Origin of the sequence: Sphingomonas hengshuiensis (assembly GCF_000935025.1) — a bacterium.
In the GTDB taxonomy this organism is placed as follows: domain Bacteria; phylum Pseudomonadota; class Alphaproteobacteria; order Sphingomonadales; family Sphingomonadaceae; genus Sphingomonas; species Sphingomonas hengshuiensis.
Window position 1 is genome coordinate 373,555 of the sequence record NZ_CP010836.1, and the last position, 21,557, is coordinate 395,111.

The window sequence follows — 21,557 nt, forward strand, 5'->3', positions numbered from 1 at the left end:
TTTCTGTTCGATAGACTGCATTCTACTTGATGAGTTATTGGGAGTGGCCGGTCCGGAAGACGATTCATCCACAATCGATTGCGCGAATTGACGCATACCGGACCGGGCACGGACGCTCATCCCAGGCTGGCAAGTTCCTCGCTGTCGATATGATTGGCGAGGCGGCAGGTGTCGTCGAGGAGCATGGTCGGCTGGGTGGCGGGCGCATAAGGCCGCCATTCAGGGATGCCGCGATGGTTGGGATTGCCGGTGCGGGCGAACGCGATCCAGGCACCCGCCACCTTGGCTTCGAGCGCCGCGGCACGCGGGCCGCCGCCGGTCATGTGTTCGCAGATCTCGGCATTGGCGAACACGAACGGGATCTCGGCGCAGTGGAACGCGCGCGGACGCCCGTCGAGCACGCGGGTCTGCCAGGTGAACCAGTAGAGATAGGCAGGAGCCCGGTTTAGCGCCGCCTTGGACGTGGCCTGTTCGACCGCCCCCATCCGCACCCGCGCGCTGGCGATCCGCGACCACAGGTCGAACGGGCTGATATCCGGGGTGCGCTTGCGGAACGTAGCGAGCACGGTCTCGGCACGATCGCCGAACATTCCCTTCAGCCGCTCGCCCAGCTCGGCCATCGTCATCGCTTCATATTCGGGATGGTTGATGCCGCTGGCGAACTCGTTGAGCGTGGTGCCGATGAGCATCGGCACGTCCGCGGTCATCTCCGGGGCATCGGGCCCGAACGGCGATGCAGGCAGCACGTCGCCGTCGAGCACCGGCCCGAAGCCGAGGTTGCTCGCCATCCGCCGCATGTCGATCACCGGGCCCATCGGCTTGTTCTCGCGGGCCAGCACCGTTTCGCTGGCGCGGCGCAGCTCGGCATAGGGGATCGTCTGCAACCGGGTGAGATCGTTGCCTGAGACGCCAAGCTCCTTGAGTATCAGATCGCCGAGCTTTCGTGAGCGCTCCTGGGTGTTAGAGAGGCGGAATGAGCCGCTTTGGACGATGGCGCGGTGAAACAGGCCCTTGGCCGATGGCATCCCCATCAGCGTGCTGACCTTGGCGCCGCCGCCCGACTGGCCGAAGATCGTCACGCAATTGGGATCGCCGCCGAAATTGGCGATATTGTCGCGGACCCATTCGAGCGCGGCGACGATGTCGAGCATCCCGACATTGCCCGAATGGGCATAGGCATCGCCATGCGCGGAGAGATCGAGGAAGCCGAGCAGATTGAGCCGGTGATTGAGCGTCACCACCACGACATCGCCGCGCTTGGCCAGGTTATGGCCGTCAAACGCCGGCAGATCGTTGCCCGACCCCGCCGCGAACCCGCCGCCATGGAGCCAGACCATCACCGGGCGCTTGGCGCCATCGGCAATTCCGGGAGTCCAGACATTTACGCGCAGGCAGTCCTCGCCCTCATAGCTGTCGTTCCACTGGAAGAGGAATGCCTCCTCGTCGTTGAGCCGACCGGTGCCCTTGTCCTGCGGCGCGACCGGGCCGTAGCTACGCGAACTCCGCACCCCGGCCCAAGGCTTGGCCGGGCGCGGCGGCATGAAGCGATTGGCGCCGCCGGTGGTGTCGCCATAGGGCAGGCCCTTGAACGCGAAGATCTCATCGCGAATATAGCCCGCCACCTTGCCGAAACGCGTGTCGGCTTGAGCGACACCGGCCCCGGCAGTCACTGCGTCGTGCTTATCGTTGCGACGCTGCCCGGAGGCGGTGCTTGCCGAGGCCTCGCCGGACAATATCGGGATCGCTATTCCGCTGACTGCAAAAGCAGCCCCTTTAAGCATCGCGCGACGGTTCGCCGCCAAAGAATGACGTTTCATCTTCCTCTCCCTGTTTAGCCGGTCGCCCGGTCGATTCGCCCATTTTGTGCGCAATCGATTGCAGTTTATACTGGTATTCGGTTCTTGCAATGGCGTTCTGAGATTTCGCTGGGGCGAGAGCGTCGCGCCGCCGGTCTACTGGACTAATTCGAGTTTTAGTCTAGCCTTTGCCAGCGCTGGCTGAAGGGCACCCGGTTTTTGAGCGCGGAGGCATTGGCGGCGCTGGTAGATGCGGATGATGAAACGATCGAGCGGCGTACCCAGGTCTTTGCCGACCTGTTGGGAATTCGCCATTTGCTCGATGCCGAACGGCAGTTCGAGAAATATGCGACCGAGCTTTCGTCGCGGCTGCGCGCCCAGGTTCAGCTAACCCAACAACGCTCGGCAGAGGCCGATGCAATCGACAAAGAACTCGACCGCAATGTGTCGCCAGCTACGACGGCTGCGTCGGCGATCGGCGAGGCCGCGCAAGCCGAGATCCTGCTCAAACCGACGCCTGCGGATATGCCCTCTTCCGATGCGCCGTTTACCGATCGGCTGGCGGCGCTGACGGCGCTGCAACGCCGCGGCCGGCAGAGAGCGAGCGCTGGCTTAATGCCCTGAGCGCGGTCGAGGGGCGGCGGCACGCGACCTGCTCGCGCATGACCATGGCCATGCGGCGAGCAGCTGTCCGGTATCCGCCCATGACTGGCAGACAGCGGACGCGCTTCGCGCTGCGATCGCAGCGGCGCTCCGGTGCTGGAGAAACTGTCGAAGCGGCTAGCCAACCACATCGGGCAATATGCAGGAAAGCCATCGGTCTTCGAGCTCGGGAGCCCCTCGATCCACAGACCAGCCGTGCTGTATGGTCACCGGCTCCGATGAAGGAGTGTCTGGATATCTGGCACCAAGAAGATTAGGCGCGCATGTCTGTCATGGTCAGCCCCATCCTCTATAGCTTTCGGCGTTGCCCGTACGCGATGCGGGCGCGTTTGGCGCTTGCTATCAGCGGCACGCGCTACGAGCTTCGCGAAGTCAGGCTGGCCGACAAACCCGCCGCGATGTTGTTGGCCTCGCCAAAGGGAACGGTTCCGGTACTTCAGTTGGCCAGTGGCGCCGTCATTGACGAAAGCCTCGACATCATGCGTCGCGTTCTTGAGGTCAGCGACCCCGAAAACTGGCTCGCCCGGGATGACAGGGCGCTGATTGCGATCAACGACGGTGCGTTCAAGCGGAATCTCGACCGATACAAATACCCGGATCGCCATGACTGCGATCCACTCGTTCACCGGCAGCGCGGGCTGGATTTTCTACGCGAGATCGATGCCCGGCTGGCTGCCACAGGCCAACTTTGCGGCCCAGATCGCGGGTTCGCGGACGCCGCCATAATGCCTTTCATCAGGCAGTTTGCAGCCACGGATCGAGAGTGGTTCGGCGCCCAGCCTCTGCCCCATCTGAAAACGTGGCTGGCGTGGCATCTGGCGTCTGACCTGTTCCAAACGATCATGGTCCGCGTACCGCCCTGGTCTCCCTAAGCACGACGGCTCGGCGACGCGTGCCTCGTCTAGCAGTGCTTGGCGGTCGGCCTACACATTCGCCCACTGCCAGTGCGGACAACCCAATCCGCGCACGGCGCGGTGCGCCTTTTACACCGGACACCCTGGAGACGCAGCCCAGCTGAGCGGTCCCCTGGCAGATATTTGGTAGAGGCTCGCTGAAGGTGTGCGCCGGATCGCGGGTTCGAGATTACCGAGATTGCTGGCATCCGCCAGCGCCGCTGAACGATCGGCGGCGCACCGCGCCTCTCAAGGCTGGTCGAGAGCTATGCTCCGCGGGGTGCGTGAGAAGACGGTCGTGGCGCGAGGTCCAACTACGACGCGGCCATCGCGTCCGACTGCGCGATCTTGCGCTTCACCCAAAGTTCGTCGGTTCGCGTCATCTCGATCAGATCATCGGGGAAACAGCGTTCCTGGAAGGCGATGAGATCGTCGAAGCTTCCGCGCAGCCAGCAACGAGACGCTGGCCTTGTTCGTACGCTTTTGGCTGGTCAACAATCCGCCACTGCCCGACACTGCACGCCCGGCGGCGCAGGCCATGGGCAAGGAACGCTGGGAACGTTTTATCGAGGCGCTCAACCGTCGGATGGAGTTCGGGCCGCGGTTGAAGAACGAGGTATCTGAAGACATCGGACCTGAGCCTTTTGGTCCCGGCGAAGAAAATCAGTAGAGGGCATTTTGGGGCCGCGAGTTGCCTGTCCGGATGTAGGCGCTGAAATCGAGACAGCTGACATTCGAGCGAGCCAATTACCTGGCCAGCCGCCGGCGCCACATGCGCTACCCCGCCTTCCTGCGCGCGTGAGGCGGCCATGATGTCCCTCCGCGAATATCGCGCGCGCGGTTCGACGCTCGCCGACTTCCTGCCCTGGGCAGCGTTGGTCGCGCCTGGCGTCGTGCTCAACAAGGACGGCTCTTTCCAGCGCACGGCGGCGATCCGCGGTCCCGACCTGGATTCGGCGACTCCCGCCGAGCTGGTCGCGACCGCCGGACGTCTTAACAGCGCGTTGCGCCGGCTCGGCTCCGGTTGGGCCATCTTCGTCGAAGCACAGCGCGTGCCGGCGCAGGACTATCCCGACAATGGGTTCCCGGATCCGGCCTCGGCTCTGGTCGAGCGCGAGCGCCGCGAGCAGTTTGCCGAGGAAGGGGCGCATTTCGAAAGCGCCTATTATCTGACGCTGCAATGGATGCCGCCTGCCGAGGACGCCGCCCGCGCCGAAGGCTGGCTGTACGAGGGGCGGTCGCGAAGGGGTATCGATCCCGACGAGCTGCTCGCCAATTTTGCCGATCGCAGCGATCGCCTGCTGCAGCTGCTCGAGGGCTTTCTGCCCGAGGCGCATTGGCTCGATGATGGCGAGATGCTCACCTATCTCCACTCGACGATTTCCACCAAGCGCCAGCGCGTCCGCGTCCCCGAGACGCCGATGTATCTGGACGCGATCCTGGCCGATGAGCCGCTGGTCGGCGGCCTCGAGCCGCGCCTGGGCAGCCAGCACCTTCGGACCCTCACCGTCACCGGCTTTCCGAGCGCGACCTTCCCGGGACTGCTCGACGATCTCAACCGGCTGGCCTTCCCGTACCGCTGGGTCACGCGCGCGATCACGCTCGACAAGACCGACGCCACCAAGCTGCTCGGCCGCATCCGCCGCCAATGGTTCGCCAAGCGCAAGTCGATCGCAGCGATCCTAAAGGAGGTGATGACCAACGAGGCATCGGTGCTGGTCGACAGCGATGCCTCGAACAAGGCGGCGGATGCCGATCTCGCGCTGCAGGAGCTTGGCAGCGACATGGTCGGGCAGGCATACGTGACCGCGACAATCAGCGTCTGGGACGCCGACCCCGCTCTTGCCGCCGAGAAGCTGCGACTGGTCGAGAAGGTCGTGCAGGGCCGCGACTTCACGGTGATTGCCGAAGGCATGAACGCGGTCGAGGCCTGGCTCGGCAGCTTGCCCGGTCATGTCTACGCCAATGTCCGCCAGCCTCCTATCTCGACCCTAAACCTGGCGCACATGGTGCCGCTTTCTGCAGTCTGGGCGGGGCCGGTGGCCGATGAGCATTTCGAAGCGCCGCCGCTCTTCTTCGCGCAGACCGAGGGCTCGACGCCGTTCCGCTTCTCGCTACATGTCGGCGATGTCGGCCATACCCTGATTGCTGGCCCGACCGGCGCCGGCAAATCGGTGCTGCTCGCGCTGATGGCGATGCAATTTCGTCGCTACGAGAATGCGCAAATCTTCGCTTTCGATTTCGGCGGGTCGATCCGCGCCGCAGCATTGGCGATGGGTGGCGACTGGCAGGATCTCGGCCACGCGCAGCAGGACGAGAGCGCGCACGCCGTCCGGCTGCAGCCCTTGGCCAGGATCGACGACCTTGCGGAGCGCAGCTGGGCGACCGAATGGCTCGCCGCGATCTTCGGCGCGGAAGGCGTAGTGCTCGACCCGCAGGGCAAGGAGCATCTTTGGGCCGCGCTGAATTCGCTGGCATCCGCGCCGGTGTCGGAGCGGACGCTGACCGGTCTCGCAGTGCTGCTCCAATCGCAGCAGCTCAAGCAGGCGCTTGGTCCCTATTGCGTCGGGGGGCCGCATGGTCAGCTTCTCGACGCCGAGTCCGAGCATCTTGGCGAAGCGCGCGTCCAGGCCTTCGAAACCGAGGGGCTGGTCGGCAGCGCTGCGGCGCCAGCGGTGCTCTCCTACCTCTTCCACCGGATCGAAGCGCAACTCGACGGCGCCCCGACGATGATCATTATCGACGAGGGCTGGCTCGTCCTAGACAGCCCGGCGTTCGCTGCGCAGTTGCGCGAGTGGCTCAAGACGCTGCGCAAGAAGAATGCGAGCGTTGTGTTCGCGACCCAGAGCCTCGCCGATATCGAGACCTCGGCGATCGCGCCTGCGATCGTCGAGAGCTGCCCGACCCGCATCTTCCTCCCCAACGAGCGTGCGTTCGAGCCACAGATTGCCGCCATCTATCGTCGCTTCGGGCTGAACGAACGGCAAATCGAGATCCTCGCCCGGGCGATCCCCAAGCGCGACTATTATTGCCAGTCGCGTCGCGGCAACCGCTTGTTCGATCTCGGACTGGGTGAGGTCGCGCTCGCCTTCACGGCCGCCTCGTCGCGCACCGACCAGCGCCGCATCGCCGAACTTCTCGAAGCCCATGGCCGCGCCGGTTTCGCCGCCGCGTGGCTGCGCGCTCGCGGCCTCGATTGGGCCGCGGATCTCCTCCCCCTCTCTGCCCAGGAGTAACTATGATGTGTTCCTCTTCGCTTCAACGCTACGCGCTTTCATGCGGCTCCGCCCTGCTGATCGCCTGCACCGCGGCGCCAGCCCACGCCCAGTTCGGCGGGATCGTCTACGACCCGACCAATTATTCGCAGAACGTGCTTACCGCGGCCCGCACGCTCGAGCAGATCAACAACCAGATCAAATCGCTTCAGAACGAAGCGGAGTCGCTGATCAACGACGCGAAGAATCTGGCGTCGCTGCCGACCTCCGCGCTGCCCGAGCTCCAGTCGCAGGTGCGGCAGACCCAGCAGTTGCTCGGAAACGCCCAGCGGATCGCCTATTCGGTCCAGTCGATCGATGAGGCCTTCACCAGCCGATACCGCGGAGCGCCCATGTCGGCGACCGACAAGGCGCTGGTCGACAATGCTCGTGCCCGCTGGGAGGACACGGTCGCCGGGTTCGAGGATGCGCTCAAGGTCCAGGCCGGCGTTGTCGGCAATATCGAGGGATCGCGCGACGCGATGAGCCGCATCGTCGGCTCCAGCCAGTCGGCATCGGGCGCTCTGCAGGCGGCCCAGGCCGGAAACCAGCTTCTCGCGCTGCAAGCCCGACAGCTGGCAGACCTGACCGCAGTGGTGGCAGCCCAGGGCCGGGCCCAGGCGCTCGAAGCCTCGCAGCGTGCAGCCGCGCAGGACCAGGGACGCGAGCAGCTGCGGCGGTTCCTCGCGCCCGGGACCGGCTACCGGCCGACCCCGGCGCAGATGTTCCACCGCTGAGGCCGGGGCAATGAACGTAGGGCTTCCGGCTCGCATCGGTGCATTTGCGTGTCTCGGCGTTGCGTCCGCCATGGGTCTGCTCGCCCTGCGCGACGAGCCGAAGCTGGCATCACCGCTTCCGCCGCTCTCGACCGACCTGCCCATAGACCCGCTCCAGGCAAAGCTCAGGAGCTGCCAGTTGGCCGGGCAGGCGGCGGGCTCGGACCCGGGCGGCCTCGCAGCCTGGGCCGAGAACCGCCGACGGTTCCTGGGGCGGCGATCGCGGGCCGAACCGGCGGCGGACGATGCGCCTGGCAAATCCTCCGAACCGGCAATCCTCGTGAACGAGGCCATCGCCAATACACAGCAGGAGCAGTGACATGGGCGGCACAGGCGTCGTCGACCGGTTTCTCGAGGTCTTCACCTCGTATATCGATTCAGGATTCGGCCTGCTTCAGGGCGAAGTGGCGTTCCTCGCAACCACGCTGATCGTCATCGACGTGACGCTCGCGGCGTTGTTCTGGAGCTTCGGCGAAGGCGACGACATCATCGCCCGGCTGGTCAAGAAAACGCTCTTCGTCGGCATCTTTGCCTACATCATCGGCAACTGGAACATGCTCGCGCGGATAGTCTTCGAGAGCTTTGCCGGCCTTGGCCTCAAAGCCTCCGGCACGGGGTTCACGACCGCGGAGCTTCTGCAGCCCGGCCGCGTCGCCCAGGTTGGTCTCGACGCAGGGCGTCCCATCCTCGACTCGATCACCGGGCTGATGGGCTACATCAGCATTTTCGAGAACTTCATCCAGATCGTCATCCTGCTGTTCGCCTGGGTGATCGTCCTCCTCGCCTTCTTCGTGCTGGCCGTGCAGCTGTTCGTGACGCTTATCGAGTTCAAGCTGACCGTGCTGTGCGGGTTCGTGCTGATCCCGTTTGGTCTGTTCGGGAAGACCACGTTCATGGCCGAACGCGTGCTCGGCAACGTCGTCTCCTCGGGCATAAAGGTTCTGGTGCCCGCAGTGATCGTCGGCATCGGCTCGACGCTCTTCTCAGAATTCACCGACGCGATCGGCAACGCGCAGCCGACGATCGAGGACGCCATGGCGATCGTGCTGGGCGCGCTATGCCTTCTTGGCCTGGGAACATTCGGCCCCGGCATCGCCAGCGGCATCGTCTCCGGAGGCCCGCAGCTCGGCGCAGGCGCGGCGGCCGCCACCGCACTCGCCGCGGGCGGCGCGATCGCAGCCGGCGCGGCTGCCGGGGGCACCGCGCTCGGTGCTACCGGCGGTGCGCTCGCGGGTGCAGGACGAACCGTCAGCACCGCGACCAGCGCTTATCGTTCTGGAGCGGCAGGTAAGTCGGGCATGTCCGGTGTCGCATCGGGTCTTGGCAATGTCGGGCGCACCGCCGCCAGCAGCGCCCTGTCGCCGCTCCGGCGTACAACCGGCGGTTCCTCCAGTGGCTCTGCGGCAACCGGCGGCGGTTCCGGCGATAGCGGCGGCAGCAATACCGGTCCTGCACCGGCTCCGGCAACAGTCGAGCGGGACTCGGGTGGCGTTCCTAAGCCCCAGACCCGCCCCGGCCCGGTTGAGCGCGATAGCGGAGGGGCACCGCTTCCCCAGGCCGAAGCGGGAGAGCCGTCGCCCGCTGCCCCGGAGGCGTCATCGGACGCGGCGCCGCCTGCACTCGATGCCCCCCGTAGCGAACCACCCGCCTGGGCCAAGTCGATGCGCCGACACCAAGCAATCGTCCACGGCGCCAGTGTTGCCACCCACACATTGCGCGGCGGCGACAGCAGCGGGTCCGGCGCTTCCATCAGCGTGACCGACAAGGAGTGAATATATGTTTCGACGATCGACCGTGCGCTACGGCGCTACCCCAGAACCCGAGACGCCCTATCAGCGGGCCGGGCAGGCCTGGGACGACCGCATCGGCTCCGGCCGCGTGCAGGCCCGCAACTGGCGCCTCGCCTGCTTCGCCGCACTCGCCCTGCTGGCACTGTCCATCGCCGGCCTGATCGGCATGGCGATGCGCGGCTCGATCACCCCCTGGATCGTCCAGGTCGATAAGATGGGCGAAGCGCAGGCCGTAGCGCCCGCCGACGCGGACTATCATCCGAGCGATCCGCAAATCGCGTATCACCTGGCGCGCTTCATCGAGAATTTCCGGGGCATTCCGGCCGACCCGGTCGTGCTGCGCCAAAACTGGCTGCGGGCCTATGACTTCACGACCGCCAAGGGTGCCCTCGCACTCAACGACTATGCCCGCAGCAACGACCCCTTCGCGCAGGTCGGCAAATTCCAGGTCGCGGTCGATATCTCCAGCGTGATCCGCGCCTCCGATAGCAGCTTCCGCATCTCGTGGATCGAACGGCGTTACCAGGACGGCAGCCTCGCCGCGACCGAGCGCTGGTCGGCGATCGCGACGATCGTGATCCAGACTCCGCGTACCCCCGAGGCGCTCCGCAAGAATCCCCTCGGCGTATTCGTCAGCGCCCTCAACTGGTCAAAGGAGCTCACGCAATGACCCCCACCCTATGGCAATCCTGCCGGCCCTGGCGACGCTCGCTGCCTTGCCGCTTGCTGCGTGCAGCGCATCCCACGCGCAGACTGTACCGCTGCGGGCCGCGAGCATTGAGCGGAATGCAACGTCGCTGATGCCGCCGCTTTCGGAATCGATGAGAAGAACCATGGAGCGTACCCTCTCGGATTGATGAGGGGGCCAGCATCCGCTTCGGGGCTAGCGCGCGGTATTCCCAGAAATGGGGATAGCGTCAGTGTTTCAAAATGTCGGAAAAGCTGATCAAACCGTCGAACAGGGCGCGAACCGCGAGCATGGCACGCTTTTGGACACCATAGCGTTCGCGCGCATGCTTCAAATGCTGAATGACGGTCTCGTGGCTGACGCCGAGGATGACAGCGATTTCCCAATCGGTCTTTCCGCGCGCCGCCCAGAGCACGCAATCGCGCTGACGATCGGTGAGAATGGCGGCGTGGTCGATGGACATATCTCGAACACCGGAAAGGCGGCGAGCTGCTTCGAACGCGAACCCGCCGACCAACTGGCAAACACCGTGAAATTCCTCCGGGAAGGGTTTGCCTGCATCGACCGCGAATGAGCAAGAGCCCAGGATCTCACCTGGAACGCTTGCCGGGATCGTGAAGCCCTCGCCGATGCCGACCAAATAGGCCCGATCGAGCACGCAACGGTCGTCGGGTGTCAGCTTAATCATGCCAGGCACAGCGGCCCATGGAAATCCGAAGCTGGCTTTGTGGCAAGCACGATGGATTGGATCAGATCGGCCTAGTTCGTTCTGGTCAAACCATTCTTCCCATCTCGAGGGGTAGTTGTGCAGCCGTATGGCCGGAACACCGTCGCGCCCGAAATTGATGTGATGTGTGAGGGCGAAATATCGCACTCCCATTGCTTCGCAACTTTGCAGGAGGGAAGCCCGCAGGGCATCGGCCGTCGTCGCGACCTTCGCATTCTGAACGAACAACTCCGCAATCGCCAAACGTGGCATACGCACCCTGGCCGCCTCGGACTGCGGACCTCAACCCGCATATTCCATAGAACGCCTTACTAGGGCCCGTGGCTGGACAACTTCTCAAGGTAGCCGCCAGAGCGAATTTGCTATCCTAATATTCTAGCAAAAACATCGGGTTGTCAAAATTGGCAGGCAATTCGACTAGGCCTCGTTATGGGCAAAACGAAGTCAATTTTGAAATAATCATTCGGAATGAGGCTCCGCAGTCGATCTCTCCCCAGGGGATCTGACGCGAACGGTGTTTGCGCGGCGACCTTAGCGTCACCAGCCCTACGACATGCGCCGACTCGGATCCAAGACGCGCGATTCAAACCGGCGGAGGAACAATAGCTGGGGTGCGCGTCTTAGGGGCCAGTCTCGCAATCTGTGAGAATTTGGTGAGAATGGAAAAGTGGCGGACGCGATTCCGGTGCTAAGTCATTGAAAAGATGGTGCACCCGACTGGATTCGAACCAGTGGCCTCTGCCTTCGGAGGGCAGCGCTCTATCCAGCTGAGCTACGGGTGCCTGGAAAAGCGCGCCTAGCAAAGCCGGGCGGGCTGCGCCAGTGCGTTTGCGCAGGTTCCGACGGTTTCGCCGCCCGAACTCGTGCCCCGCTCATTTCTTCGCGAGCGTCACCGGCTGGAAAGGGCCCAGCCCGCACGAGGCGCCGGGCTGGATGCCGGGGGCGTTGAGCACGGTGATGATATCGACCGAACACAGGTCGCCGGTCGAGGTCTTGTGCAGGAAGCGCCGCTCGAAATCGAGGCCGGGGCATTTGCCGCCGTCCAGCGTATTGCGATACACTTTGCCGCCGCGGGTGACGAAATCGATCGTCTGGCCGTCGCGGACGATCGATTCGCGGACGTCGGTCAGCCGCAGGCAGCTCACCGGCTTGCCCGCCGGGGTTGCTTCGGGAACGGTGTCGCGGCGCTGGCCGGCAGTGCCGGGGGCGGCGGCGAGGAGCAGGGCGGAAGCGGCGAGCAGCAGGCGCATGGTTCGGTCCTCTATCACGCGGCGCCGGACGGGGCCTTGCGGTCGCGCGGCGCGGGGGTCTTTGGCTTGAACGCACAGAGATCGGCGACGACGCATCGCCAGCACTCCGGCGTGCGAGCCTTGCACACATATCGCCCGTGCAGGATTAACCAGTGATGAGCGTGCAGGCGAAAGGGCTGGGGCACCGCCTTTTCCAGCTTCAGCTCGACCGCCAGCGGCGTCTTGCCGCGCGCAAGCCCCGTGCGGTTGCCCAGCCGGAACAGATGCGTGTCGACCGCGAAGGTCTCCGCGCCGAACGCGACGTTCATCACCACATTCGCCGTCTTGCGCCCGACCCCCGGCAGCGCCTCCAGCGCGTCGCGATCCGCCGGCACCTGCCCGCCATGGTCGCGCACCAGCGCCTCGGACAGCGCGATGACGTTCTTCGCCTTGGTGTTGAACAGCCCGATCGTCTTGATGTGCTGCTTGAGGCCCTCCTCGCCCAGCGCGACCATCTTTTCGGGCGTGTCGACGTCGGCAAACAGCCGCCGCGTCGCCTTGTTCACCCCCGCGTCGGTCGCCTGCGCGGACAGCACCACCGCGACGAGCAGCGTATAGTCGTTGACCGATTCCAGCTCGGTCTCCGGGTGCGGGTTTTCCGCCGCCAGCCGGGAGAAGAAGTCGACGACCTGCGCCTTGTTCAAATGCCGAGCACCTGGTCCATCGCATAGCGCCCCGGCTGCTGCCCCGCGAGCCACAGCGCCGCCTGCACCGCGCCGCGGGCGAAGATCGCGCGGTCGTCGGCGCGGTGGGTCAGCTCGATCCGCTCGCCCGCGGTCGCGAAGACGACGGTGTGATCGCCGACCACCGATCCGCCGCGCAGCGACGCCAGCCCGATCGTCCCCGATGCGCGCGCACCGGTCAGCCCCGCGCGATCGGTCACCGCCGCCTCGGCCAGCGTCGTGCCGATTCCCTCGGCCGCCGCCTCGCCCAGCATCTGTGCGGTGCCCGAGGGGGCATCTACCTTGTTGCGGTGGTGCATCTCGACGATCTCGATGTCCCAGTCGGGCCCCAGCCGCGCCGCCGCATCGCGCACCAGCCGCGCGAGCAGCCCGACGCCCATCGAGGTATTGCCCGTCTGGAGCACCGCGACGTCGCGCGCCGCCGCATCGATCAGCGCGTGGTGCCGCGCCTGCAGCCCGGTGGTGCCGATCACGATCGGCGTCTTGAACGCGCGCGCCGCGGCCAGATGCGCCTCCAGCGCCGCGGGCGCGGAGAAATCGACCAGCACGTCGGACTTGCGCGCGAGGTCGGCGGGATCGTCGCCGACATCCGCTCCGCCCGCGAGTTGCGCGCCAAGGCCGGGTGCGAGTTCCGCGATGGCCATGCCCATGCGGCCCATGCTGCCGAAGATTCCGATGCTCGTCATGGGCGCGTCTCTTGCACGGGCAGGGCGCGAAGGAACAGGGGCTATTTCACCGTTCCGGGCGTTTGCGAAAGGACGCGCGGCGGGGGATAAGGAGAGGGCATGACCGACATTCACAACATCGTCATCCTTACCGGCGCGGGCGTCTCCGCCGAGTCCGGCGTCGCCACCTTTCGCGGCCCCGGCGGGCTTTGGGAGGGGCACCGAGTCGAGGATGTCTGCACGCCCGAGGCGCTGGCGCACGACCCCGCGCTGGTCCACGCCTTTTACGACGCGCGCCGCGCGAAGCTGGGCGAGGTGCAGCCCAACCCTGCGCACCATGCGCTCGCGCGGCTCGATGCCGAATGGCCGGGCGAGCTGCTGCTGGTGACGCAGAATGTCGATGATCTCCACGAACGCGCGGGGTCGACGCGGCTGCTCCACATGCATGGCGAGTTGAAGTCGGCGCTCTGCGCGGCGTGCGGGGTGCGCGAGCCCTGGGCCGACGCGCTGCCGCCCGAGAGCGAATGCCCCATGTGTGGACGGCTCTCCGTTGGCAAGGGTTTGCGAGCGGATGCACTTGGTGGTCGGTGCGGCCATGTGTCCGGCCTTTGATGCGGCTGTCGTTGCCGCTGGCCATAATGCCTTCCGCGGACCGGATCCCTGATCAATTGCTCGCACTCGGGGTGCGGGGGCGTAGTAGGGTGGTCTGATCCGGCGGTGTCGACCGGCTTTCGTGCAATAGCTCCTTTGCCCTTTCCAACCTCGCAGCGCAGCCTTCAGCCGCGCAGTCTCATGCGGCGACGGCCATCGGCTCGCGATAGCGTTCTCCGTGCATCATCATGGCCCATGCAATCCGGGCGTTCTTGTTCGCCAGTGCGATAGCAGCAACCTTTGGCTTGCGGCGCTCGATCAGGCGGACGAGCCAGGTCCGGCGCGTGCTCTGCATTGCGCGTCGGATCACGGCCATGGCGCCTGCGAACAGCATCTGCCGCAGATAGCGATTGCCGGCCTTGGTGATGGACCCCAGCCGCTCCTTGCCGCCGGATGAGTTTTGCCGTGGCACCAAGCCCATCCACGCTGCCATGTTGCGGCCGCACCGGAAGACCGACGGGTCGGGCACGCATGCTATCAGTGCTGACGCCACCAGCGGCCCGATGCCGGGTACTTCCATGAGACGACGACCAAGCTCCGTCGAACGGGCCAGGCCGAGGACCTGGCGATCATTCTCGAGGATCTGCTGCTTCACCAGCTTCCATTGGGCAACGAGCATCTGCAGACACTGACGCGCTGCTGCAGGGAGACGCGCATCGGCCGCATCGTCGATGACCTCGAGCAGCCGGTCGACGCCACGGCGCCCAACCGGTGCGACGATCCCGAACTCCGCCATGTGCGCACGAATGGCATTGGTGAGCATCACCAGCTGACGGTTGAGCATCAGGCGCACCTTGTGCAGCATCATCGCGCTTTGCTCCTCGGGCGCTTTCGGCGCAACGAAACGCATGGTGGGGCGAGTCACTGCCTCTGCGATCGCCTCGGCATCGGCCATGTCGTTCTTCTGGCGCTTCACATAGGGCTTCACATATTGGGCAGGCATCAGCCGCACCTCATGGCCAAATTTGGCGATCTCGCGAGCCCAATAATGTGACGTCGCGCAGGCCTCGATCCCGACCAGACAGGGCGGCAGCTTTTCGAAGAACGGCAGCAACCGCGCCCGCGTCAGCCGCTTCTGCAGAATGGTTGTGCCGGCTTCATCCAGCCCATGCAGCTGGAAGACCGACTTCGCGATGTCCAATCCGATCACATGTACGTTCGCCATGGCACTTCTCCTCCATTCGACCGGAGCAGATTAGATCGACTCCGCGGTGATGGAGAGCCGTCCACGGCATCAATTGCGGGATGCTGGCGCTGCGCCCCGACATCGTGTTCTTTGGCGAGATGCCGTACCAGATGGAGCGGATCGAGGCGGCGCTGGCGCAGGCCGATCTGTTCGTGTCGATCGGCACCTCGGGCGCGGTCTATCCCGCGGCGGGCTTCGTCCAGACGGCGCGGCATCACGGCGCGGCAACGCTGGAGATCAATCTCGATCCGTCGCAGGGGAGTGCGTGGTTCGGCGAGAGCCGGATGGGGCCGGCGGGGGTACTGGTGCCAGCGTGGGTGGACGAGATGCTGGGGTGATACCTCACCAATATCCCCGTCACGCTGAACTTGTTTCAGGGTCCAAGGTGCCACAAGGGAATATAGTGCATGTTGCGCGGTGTGTTCGCGCGAGCCTGTGTTCCCCGAACACAGGCTTGGCCTGCCGGGGGCAGGCCAAAGCGCGAACACTGAAACAAGTTCAGCATGACGGTGTAGAGTAAAGTGCAAGTATCGACAGACGCTTGCCCTATATGCTTTTACCCCCGCGCTTCCTTCTCCCGCCAGAAGTCCTGCACGATCGCCCAGCCTTCTTCGGCGGTCTCGACGAAGTGGAACAGCCCCAGGTCGCGCGGGCCGATCACGCCTTCCTCGCACAGCGCCTCGAAATTGACGACGCGGTTCCAGAAGTCGCGGCCATAGAACAGCACCGGGATCGGATCGATCTTGCCGGTCTGGATCAGCGTCAGCAGTTCGAAGCTCTCGTCGAACGTCCCGAACCCGCCGGGGAACACCGCCACCGCGCGCGCATGGAGCAGGAAGTGCATCTTGCGCAGCGCGAAATAGTGGAACTGCATGCTCAGGCCCGGCGTCACATAGGGATTGGGCGCCTGTTCGTGCGGCAGTACGATGTTGAGCCCGACCGATTCGGCCCCCACGTCCTGCGCGCCGCGATTCGCCGCCTCCATGATCGAGGGGCCACCGCCCGAGCACACGACGAAGTGCCGCTTGCCCGCCTCGTCGAGCGGGAAGTTGCTCACCATTTGCGCCAGTTCGCGCGCGACGTCGTAATATTTGGACTTCTCGATCAGCCGCTCGGCGATCTTCTTCTGCTGCGGCGTGTCGGCCAGTTCGAGCAGCGCCTGCGCCTTGCTCGGCTCGGGGATGCGCGCCGAGCCATAGACGACGAAGGTCGAGGCGATGTTTGCCGCGTCGAGGATCAGCTGCGGCTTGAGCAGCTCGAGTTGGAAGCGCACCGGGCGCAGATCCTCGCGCAACAGGAAATCCATGTCCTGGAAGGCGAGGCGATAGGCGGGATGCTCGGTCTGCGGCGTGCCGCTGGCGGTGTTGGCGCTTTCGGCCTCCTGCTGGGCGGGGCGGAAGACGCGGCTGGGGACGCGGGTGGGTTCACTCATTCGATCCGGCTTAAGCCCAAGTGCCGCGCGCCGCAACTCAGGGCCGGCCCCTCACGCGGATTGCCATGCAGAGGAGACGCTAAAACCTCCCCCGAAGTGCAGGCCAATCGCATATGGATGCGTATGCCCCCCTATTACCGCCGTCATGCTGAACTTGTTTCAGCATCCATCGCGCAACAAGCGACGGAAATGCGGGCGGAGGGTTGGATGCTGAAACAAGTTCAGCATGACGGGAAGTGGGAAAAGCGCCCCCGGGTCCATATGCGATAACCTCCCCCGAAGGGCAGGCCAATCGCATATTGCAGCGCGCAAACACACATCGTCAGGAGACGATGTGTCTTGCCAAATGCGATAGCCCTGCCCGGAGGGGGAGGCGTTCAACGAAAGTCGTCTGCTCCGACGTCCCCTCACGCGCAGAACGGGCCGCGCCCCATGTCGAGATGGAGGTGGTTCTGGTGCGCGGCGTTGTAATTGGGGCTCAGCACGGTGCGAAAGCGCTTGCACGCCGATTGGTGGACGACGCTCAGGAACTCGCGGACCTCGGGGTCGGGCGAACGCCACCCGCCCAATATGGTGATGCGGCGCCCGTCGCGCAGCACGAAGGCGGAAATATCGACGGCGTTGCCCAGCCCATGTTCGGACATCTTGCGCGCCGACGCGGCGCCATTGCCGATGATCCCGCGGCACGAATAGGTGCCGAAACTCTCGACCCGCACCAGATCGCTGCCCAATATCTCGCGCGCGGCGGGGGCCACGCCGTATCGCACCCATCCGGTGAAGGTGCGCGCGAGCGGGCAGCGCATCGATTTTAGGCCCGTCACCGGCACGCCGATGTCGAGCAGCTGCACTGCGCCGGTGACGATGCAGCCGCTGCCGAAATCGCGATCGGGCAGCGGGCTGTAGCGCACCTGCGCACGCGACAGGTCGGTAAAGCATTGCTGCGTGTCGCGCGGCGTGGGGCCGTTGAGCGTTACCGGCCCCGACCTGCGCTCATGGATCGGAGTCGACTGGCGCGGGGCATCGCGCCCGCCGAACAGGCATCCGCCGAGCAGCGTGGTCGCGAGCAGGGCGGCGACAGGGAAAGCGGGGGGACGGGCAAAACGCATCGCCCTCTCATGACACACCGCGTGTTAACAGCGGTTTGACAGCCGGTGTGGTACCGTTACCAATGCGGTGAACGCAGTGCTTTACGCGGTGCGTCGCAGGAGAGATGCCATGATCCGACTGCTCGCGCTCGTTGCCGCGGCCTTGCTGGCGCTTTGCAGCCCGGCATGGGCACAGGACCCGCCCGCCGCGCCGGTGCGGATCGCGCTATGGGCCAATGGCGCACCGGGGTTCGAGGGGCGCAGGGCGATCCCCGAAGAGGCGCAATCCTATTGGCTGAAGCCGGTCAACGACCCCAGCATCACCTATTACCCCGCGCGGGCAGGGCGTGAGACCGGGGCATCGGTGCTGATCATGCCCGGCGGCGCGCATGAATTCCTGGTGATCAAGAGCGAAGGCGACGATGTCGCGCGCTGGTTCAACGAGCGCGGGGTGGCGGCGTTCGTGCTGCGCTATCGGCTGTTTCGCGGCAAGGACTCGCCTTATCGCTTCGAGAACGCCCGGCAGGATGCCGAGCGCGCGGTGCGGACGATCCGTGCGCGGGCGGCGGAATTCGCGCTCGATCCCCGGCGCGTCGGGGTGATGGGGTTTTCGGCGGGCGGCGAGCTGGCGCGGGTGACGTTGCTCAGCGCGCCGGTGGCGGCGCCGGGTGCGGGGGATGCCGTCGATCGGCTGTCGGCGCGGCCCGATTTCGGCATCCTCGTCTTTCCCGGGCCGCTCCATGCCGAGGAGCAGGTGACTGCCGCATCGCCGCCGCTGCTGATGGTGGCGACCAACGACGACGCCTGCTGCTCGGCGCCGATCCTCGACCTGCTCGCCGCCTATCGCGCGGCGGGCGCGTCGTCGGAGCTGCATATGTATGCAGCGGGCGGGCACGCCTTCAACATGGGCGAGACGACGCCGATGCTCGCGCTGCGCAACTGGCCGCCGCGGATCACCGACTGGATGACCGACCGGGGCCTGCTGACGCGCTGGCCGCCCGAGAAGCGATAGCGGCGCGCGGATTTTCCCCGGTTGACTTCGCGCTGCACGCCGCTAGGGCCGTCGACGGGCCACGCGGTCCCAACGCCGCGCGTGCTCTCTGTAAGGAGAGACTGACATGACTGATATTGCCGTTACCGACGCCATTCGTGCGTCTGCGAAGCCCGCCACCACGCCGGCACGCCCCTATTTCTCCTCCGGTCCCTGCGCCAAGCCTCCGGGCTGGGATGCGTCGAAGCTGGCCACCGAATCGCTCGGCCGCTCGCATCGCTCGAAGATCGGCAAGACCCGCCTGCAATATGCCATCGACCTGATGCGCGAGATGTTGCAGCTCCCCGAAACCCACCGCATCGGCATCGTTCCCGGCTCCGACACCGGCGCCTTCGAAATGGCGATGTGGACGATGCTCGGCGCGCGCGGCGTGACGACTTTGGCCTGGGAGAGCTTCGGCGAAGGCTGGGTGACCGACGCGGTCAAGCAGCTTAAGCTCGATCCCATGGTGATCCGCGCCGACTATGGCCAGATCCCCGACCTGACCCAGATCGACTGGACCAACGACGTGCTGTTCACCTGGAACGGCACCACCAGCGGCGTGCGCGTGCCCGACGGCGAGTGGATTCCCGCCGATCGCGAAGGGCTGAGCTTCGCCGACGCGACCAGCGCGGTGTTCGCCTATGACATTCCGTGGGACAAGATCGATGTCGCCACCTTCTCGTGGCAGAAGGTGCTGGGCGGCGAGGGCGGTCACGGCGTCCTGATCCTCGGCCCGCGCGCGGTGCAGCGGCTGGAGGCATACACCCCCGCCTGGCCGCTGCCCAAGGTGTTCCGCCTGATGGCCAAGGGCAAGCTCGCCGAGGGCGTGTTCAAGGGCGAGACGATCAACACCCCGTCGATGCTGGCGGTCGAGGACGCGATCTTCGCGCTCGAATGGGCACGCGATCTGGGCGGGCTCGACGGGCTCATCGCACGTTCGGACGCCAACGCGGCGGCGCTCGACAAGATCGTGGCGGATCGCGACTGGCTCGGCCATCTCGCCGCCGATCCTGCGGTGCGCTCGAAGACCAGCGTGTGCCTGACGGTGGAGGGCGCCGACGAGGCGTTCATCAAGAAGTTCGCCGCGCTGCTCGAAAAGGAAGGCGCCGCGTTCGACGTCGCCGGCTATCGCGACGCGCCGGCGGGGCTGCGCATCTGGTGCGGCGCGACGGTGGAAACCGCCGATATCGAAGCGCTCGGCCCCTGGCTCGACTGGGCCTACGCCACCGCCCTTCACTCGAATTAACCCGTCATCCCGGCGAAGGCCGGGATCTCGTGCCGCGCGCATTGCGCCTGCTGCCCGAGATCCTGGCCTGCGCCAGGATGACGTTTGCAGAAAGGCAAACGTCATGCCCAAGGTACTCATCAGCGACAAAATGGACCCCAAGGCCGCGCAGATCTTTCGCGAGCGCGGCGTCCAGGTGGACGAAATCACCGGCAAGACGCCGGAAGAACTCAAGGCGATCATCGGCGAGTATGACGGTCTCGCGATCCGCAGCTCGACCAAGGTGACCAAGGAAATCCTGGAGGCCGCGACCAACCTCAAGGTTGTCGGCCGCGCCGGGATCGGCGTCGACAATGTCGATATTCCGTCCGCATCGGCCAAGGGCGTGGTGGTGATGAACACCCCGTTCGGCAATTCGATCACCACCGCCGAACACGCCATCGCGCTGATGTTCGCGCTCGCCCGCGACCTGCCCGAGGCCGACAAGTCGACTCAGGCGGGCAAGTGGGAGAAGAACCGCTTCATGGGCGTCGAAGTCACCGGCAAGACGCTGGGGCTGATCGGCGCGGGCAATATCGGGTCGATCGTCGCCGATCGCGCGCTGGGGCTCAAGATGAAGGTGATCGCCTATGATCCCTTCCTGACGCCCGAACGCGCGCTGGAGATGGGTGTCGAGAAGATGACGCTCGACGACCTGCTGCTGCGCGCCGACTTCATCACGCTGCACACCCCGCTGACCGACCAGACCCGCAACATCCTCTCCGCCGAGAATTTGGCCAAGACCAAGAAGGGCGTGCGCATCATCAATTGCGCGCGCGGCGGGCTGATCGACGAGGCGGCGCTGAAGGCGGGGCTCGATTCGGGGCATATCGGCGGCGCGGCGCTCGACGTGTTCGTGCAGGAACCGGCGAAGGAATCGCCGCTGTTCGGGACGCCCAACTTCATCTCGACGCCGCATCTCGGCGCCTCGACCAACGAGGCGCAGGTCAATGTGGCGATCCAGGTCGCCGAGCAGATGGCCGATTTCCTCGTGTCGGGGGGCGTCACCAACGCGCTCAACATGCCGTCGCTCTCCGCCGAGGAAGCGCCGCGGCTCAAGCCCTATATGGCGCTCGCCGAACGCCTGGGCAGCCTGATCGGCCAGCTTGCGCATGGCGCGCTGACTTCGATCTCGATCGAAGTCGAGGGTGCAGCGGCCGAGCTGAACCAGAAGCCGATCACCGGCGCGGTGCTCGCGGGGCTGATGCGCGTCCATTCGGACACGGTGAACATGGTCAACGCGCCCTTCCTGGCACGCGAGCGCGGGCTCGATGTGCGCGAAGTTCGTCATGATCGCGAAGGCGACTACCACACGCTCGTCCGCGTAACGGTGGGCACCGACGCGGGCGATCGCTCGGTCGCGGGCACGCTGTTCGGCAACCAGGCGCCGCGCCTGGTCGAGCTGTTCGGGATCAAGGTCGAAGCCGATCTGGCCGGCAACATGCTCTACATCGTCAACGAAGACGCACCGGGCTTCATCGGCCGCCTCGGCACGACGCTGGGTGAGGCGGGCGTCAACATCGGCACCTTCCACCTTGGTCGCCGCTCGGCGGGTGGCGAGGCGGTGCTGCTGCTGTCGGTCGACGACGTGGTGACCGCCGAACTGATCGCCACCGTCCGCGCACTGCCCGGCGTGAAGACCGCCATGGCGTTGGCGTTCTGAGCTGTTACCTTAAAGCCCT

19 protein-coding genes, 1 tRNA gene and 2 pseudogenes are annotated in these 21,557 nt (G+C 65.5%); 13 read left to right on the forward strand and 9 right to left on the reverse strand.

What is annotated here, in order from left to right:
* Positions 1-116: 116 nt before the first annotated feature.
* Positions 117-1,817 carry a carboxylesterase/lipase family protein gene (locus TS85_RS01700; protein WP_052507682.1) on the reverse strand — a complete coding sequence of 567 codons (1,701 nt, stop codon included), beginning with the start codon at positions 1,815-1,817 and terminating at the stop codon, positions 117-119.
* Between the two features lie 213 nt (positions 1,818-2,030).
* On the opposite strand from TS85_RS01700, the gene TS85_RS01705 reads away from it, so the two are divergent.
* The 8 genes from TS85_RS01705 to trbF all read left to right on the forward strand — a co-directional run bounded on the left by TS85_RS01705 (position 2,031) and on the right by trbF (position 9,842).
* Entirely contained in the window at positions 2,031-2,420 is a 390-nt protein-coding gene (locus TS85_RS01705) for a hypothetical protein (protein ID WP_155006272.1), read from the forward strand.
* A 311-nt stretch (positions 2,421-2,731) separates the two neighbouring features.
* Positions 2,732-3,331 (forward strand): glutathione S-transferase, encoded by a 600-nt coding sequence (locus TS85_RS01710; protein ID WP_155006550.1) that lies wholly within the window; start codon positions 2,732-2,734, stop codon positions 3,329-3,331.
* A 490-nt stretch (positions 3,332-3,821) separates the two neighbouring features.
* Positions 3,822-4,022, forward strand: coding sequence for a hypothetical protein (locus TS85_RS01715; protein WP_052507683.1), 201 nt, complete (start codon positions 3,822-3,824; stop codon positions 4,020-4,022).
* Between the two features lie 139 nt (positions 4,023-4,161).
* A complete protein-coding gene (trbE, locus tag TS85_RS01720; RefSeq protein WP_044330062.1) occupies positions 4,162-6,588 on the forward strand; it encodes a conjugal transfer protein TrbE in 2,427 nt (808 codons plus the stop codon).
* A 5-nt stretch (positions 6,589-6,593) separates the two neighbouring features.
* Positions 6,594-7,343 carry a P-type conjugative transfer protein TrbJ gene (gene trbJ, locus TS85_RS01725; protein WP_155006551.1) on the forward strand — a complete coding sequence of 250 codons (750 nt, stop codon included), beginning with the start codon at positions 6,594-6,596 and terminating at the stop codon, positions 7,341-7,343.
* Between the two features lie 10 nt (positions 7,344-7,353).
* Positions 7,354-7,701, forward strand: coding sequence for a putative entry exclusion protein TrbK-alt (gene trbK-alt, locus TS85_RS01730; protein WP_044330067.1), 348 nt, complete (start codon positions 7,354-7,356; stop codon positions 7,699-7,701).
* A 1-nt stretch (position 7,702) separates the two neighbouring features.
* Positions 7,703-9,154: a P-type conjugative transfer protein TrbL gene (gene trbL, locus TS85_RS01735; protein WP_044330069.1), complete on the forward strand. Its 1,452-nt coding sequence runs from the start codon at positions 7,703-7,705 to the stop codon at positions 9,152-9,154.
* A gap of 4 nt (positions 9,155-9,158) precedes the next feature.
* On the forward strand, positions 9,159-9,842 hold the full coding sequence (trbF, locus tag TS85_RS01740; protein ID WP_044330070.1) for a conjugal transfer protein TrbF: 684 nt from the start codon (positions 9,159-9,161) through the stop codon (positions 9,840-9,842).
* 247 nt (positions 9,843-10,089) lie between these two features.
* On the opposite strand, the gene TS85_RS01745 is transcribed toward trbF, so the two are convergent.
* The 5 genes from TS85_RS01745 to dapB all read right to left on the reverse strand — a co-directional run bounded on the left by TS85_RS01745 (position 10,090) and on the right by dapB (position 13,245).
* Positions 10,090-10,839 (reverse strand): LuxR family transcriptional regulator, encoded by a 750-nt coding sequence (locus TS85_RS01745; RefSeq protein WP_044330071.1) that lies wholly within the window; start codon positions 10,837-10,839, stop codon positions 10,090-10,092.
* A 453-nt stretch (positions 10,840-11,292) separates the two neighbouring features.
* Positions 11,293-11,369, reverse strand: a tRNA-Arg gene (locus TS85_RS01750).
* A 90-nt stretch (positions 11,370-11,459) separates the two neighbouring features.
* Positions 11,460-11,837 carry a hypothetical protein gene (locus TS85_RS01755; RefSeq protein ID WP_044330072.1) on the reverse strand — a complete coding sequence of 126 codons (378 nt, stop codon included), beginning with the start codon at positions 11,835-11,837 and terminating at the stop codon, positions 11,460-11,462.
* Positions 11,838-11,851: 14 nt separating this feature from the next.
* Positions 11,852-12,520: an endonuclease III gene (gene nth / locus TS85_RS01760; RefSeq protein WP_044330073.1), complete on the reverse strand. Its 669-nt coding sequence runs from the start codon at positions 12,518-12,520 to the stop codon at positions 11,852-11,854.
* A complete protein-coding gene (dapB, locus tag TS85_RS01765; RefSeq protein WP_044330074.1) occupies positions 12,517-13,245 on the reverse strand; it encodes a 4-hydroxy-tetrahydrodipicolinate reductase in 729 nt (242 codons plus the stop codon). The genes nth and dapB overlap by 4 nt, the downstream gene beginning before the upstream one ends.
* A gap of 99 nt (positions 13,246-13,344) precedes the next feature.
* Here dapB and TS85_RS01770 point away from each other — a divergent pair.
* Positions 13,345-13,767, forward strand: a pseudogene (locus TS85_RS01770) (Sir2 family NAD-dependent protein deacetylase); the annotation flags it as partial.
* Between the two features lie 247 nt (positions 13,768-14,014).
* On the opposite strand, the gene TS85_RS01775 reads toward TS85_RS01770, so the two are convergent.
* Positions 14,015-15,040: an IS110 family RNA-guided transposase gene (locus TS85_RS01775; RefSeq protein WP_044329648.1), complete on the reverse strand. Its 1,026-nt coding sequence runs from the start codon at positions 15,038-15,040 to the stop codon at positions 14,015-14,017.
* A gap of 74 nt (positions 15,041-15,114) precedes the next feature.
* Here TS85_RS01775 and TS85_RS01780 point away from each other — a divergent pair.
* Positions 15,115-15,399: pseudogene (locus TS85_RS01780) on the forward strand (Sir2 family NAD-dependent protein deacetylase); the annotation flags it as partial.
* A 218-nt stretch (positions 15,400-15,617) separates the two neighbouring features.
* Here TS85_RS01780 and TS85_RS01785 read toward each other — a convergent pair.
* Both TS85_RS01785 and TS85_RS01790 read right to left on the reverse strand, forming a co-directional pair.
* A complete protein-coding gene (locus TS85_RS01785) occupies positions 15,618-16,493 on the reverse strand; it encodes an LOG family protein (protein ID WP_044330075.1) in 876 nt (291 codons plus the stop codon).
* A gap of 407 nt (positions 16,494-16,900) precedes the next feature.
* On the reverse strand, positions 16,901-17,599 hold the full coding sequence (locus TS85_RS01790) for an extensin family protein (RefSeq protein WP_044330076.1): 699 nt from the start codon (positions 17,597-17,599) through the stop codon (positions 16,901-16,903).
* A 109-nt stretch (positions 17,600-17,708) separates the two neighbouring features.
* Between TS85_RS01790 and TS85_RS01795 the strand changes: the two genes are divergently transcribed.
* From TS85_RS01795 to serA, 3 genes are all read left to right on the forward strand, one after another.
* Positions 17,709-18,590, forward strand: coding sequence for an alpha/beta hydrolase (locus TS85_RS01795; protein ID WP_227698629.1), 882 nt, complete (start codon positions 17,709-17,711; stop codon positions 18,588-18,590).
* 106 nt (positions 18,591-18,696) lie between these two features.
* Positions 18,697-19,857 (forward strand): phosphoserine transaminase, encoded by a 1,161-nt coding sequence (locus TS85_RS01800; RefSeq protein ID WP_044330078.1) that lies wholly within the window; start codon positions 18,697-18,699, stop codon positions 19,855-19,857.
* 103 nt (positions 19,858-19,960) lie between these two features.
* Entirely contained in the window at positions 19,961-21,538 is a 1,578-nt protein-coding gene (serA, locus tag TS85_RS01805; RefSeq protein WP_044330079.1) for a phosphoglycerate dehydrogenase, read from the forward strand.
* The last annotated feature ends 19 nt before the right edge of the window (positions 21,539-21,557 follow it).

What these genes read in the sequence shown, in the direction of transcription:
- TS85_RS01700 (WP_052507682.1), bottom strand. Translation starts at nt 1,817, where the DNA reads ATGAAACGTCATTCTTTGGCGGCGAACCGTCGCGCGATGCTTAAAGGG.
- TS85_RS01710 (WP_155006550.1), top strand. Translation starts at nt 2,732, where the DNA reads ATGGTCAGCCCCATCCTCTATAGCTTTCGGCGTTGCCCGTACGCGATG.
- trbE (WP_044330062.1), top strand. Translation starts at nt 4,162, where the DNA reads ATGATGTCCCTCCGCGAATATCGCGCGCGCGGTTCGACGCTCGCCGAC.
- trbJ (WP_155006551.1), top strand. Translation starts at nt 6,594, where the DNA reads ATGTGTTCCTCTTCGCTTCAACGCTACGCGCTTTCATGCGGCTCCGCC.
- trbK-alt (WP_044330067.1), top strand. Translation starts at nt 7,354, where the DNA reads ATGAACGTAGGGCTTCCGGCTCGCATCGGTGCATTTGCGTGTCTCGGC.
- trbL (WP_044330069.1), top strand. Translation starts at nt 7,703, where the DNA reads ATGGGCGGCACAGGCGTCGTCGACCGGTTTCTCGAGGTCTTCACCTCG.
- trbF (WP_044330070.1), top strand. Translation starts at nt 9,159, where the DNA reads ATGTTTCGACGATCGACCGTGCGCTACGGCGCTACCCCAGAACCCGAG.
- TS85_RS01745 (WP_044330071.1), bottom strand. Translation starts at nt 10,839, where the DNA reads ATGCCACGTTTGGCGATTGCGGAGTTGTTCGTTCAGAATGCGAAGGTC.
- TS85_RS01755 (WP_044330072.1), bottom strand. Translation starts at nt 11,837, where the DNA reads ATGCGCCTGCTGCTCGCCGCTTCCGCCCTGCTCCTCGCCGCCGCCCCC.
- dapB (WP_044330074.1), bottom strand. Translation starts at nt 13,245, where the DNA reads ATGACGAGCATCGGAATCTTCGGCAGCATGGGCCGCATGGGCATGGCC.
- TS85_RS01775 (WP_044329648.1), bottom strand. Translation starts at nt 15,040, where the DNA reads ATGGCGAACGTACATGTGATCGGATTGGACATCGCGAAGTCGGTCTTC.
- TS85_RS01785 (WP_044330075.1), bottom strand. Translation starts at nt 16,493, where the DNA reads ATGAGTGAACCCACCCGCGTCCCCAGCCGCGTCTTCCGCCCCGCCCAG.
- TS85_RS01790 (WP_044330076.1), bottom strand. Translation starts at nt 17,599, where the DNA reads ATGCGTTTTGCCCGTCCCCCCGCTTTCCCTGTCGCCGCCCTGCTCGCG.
- TS85_RS01795 (WP_227698629.1), top strand. Translation starts at nt 17,709, where the DNA reads ATGATCCGACTGCTCGCGCTCGTTGCCGCGGCCTTGCTGGCGCTTTGC.
- TS85_RS01800 (WP_044330078.1), top strand. Translation starts at nt 18,697, where the DNA reads ATGACTGATATTGCCGTTACCGACGCCATTCGTGCGTCTGCGAAGCCC.
- serA (WP_044330079.1), top strand. Translation starts at nt 19,961, where the DNA reads ATGCCCAAGGTACTCATCAGCGACAAAATGGACCCCAAGGCCGCGCAG.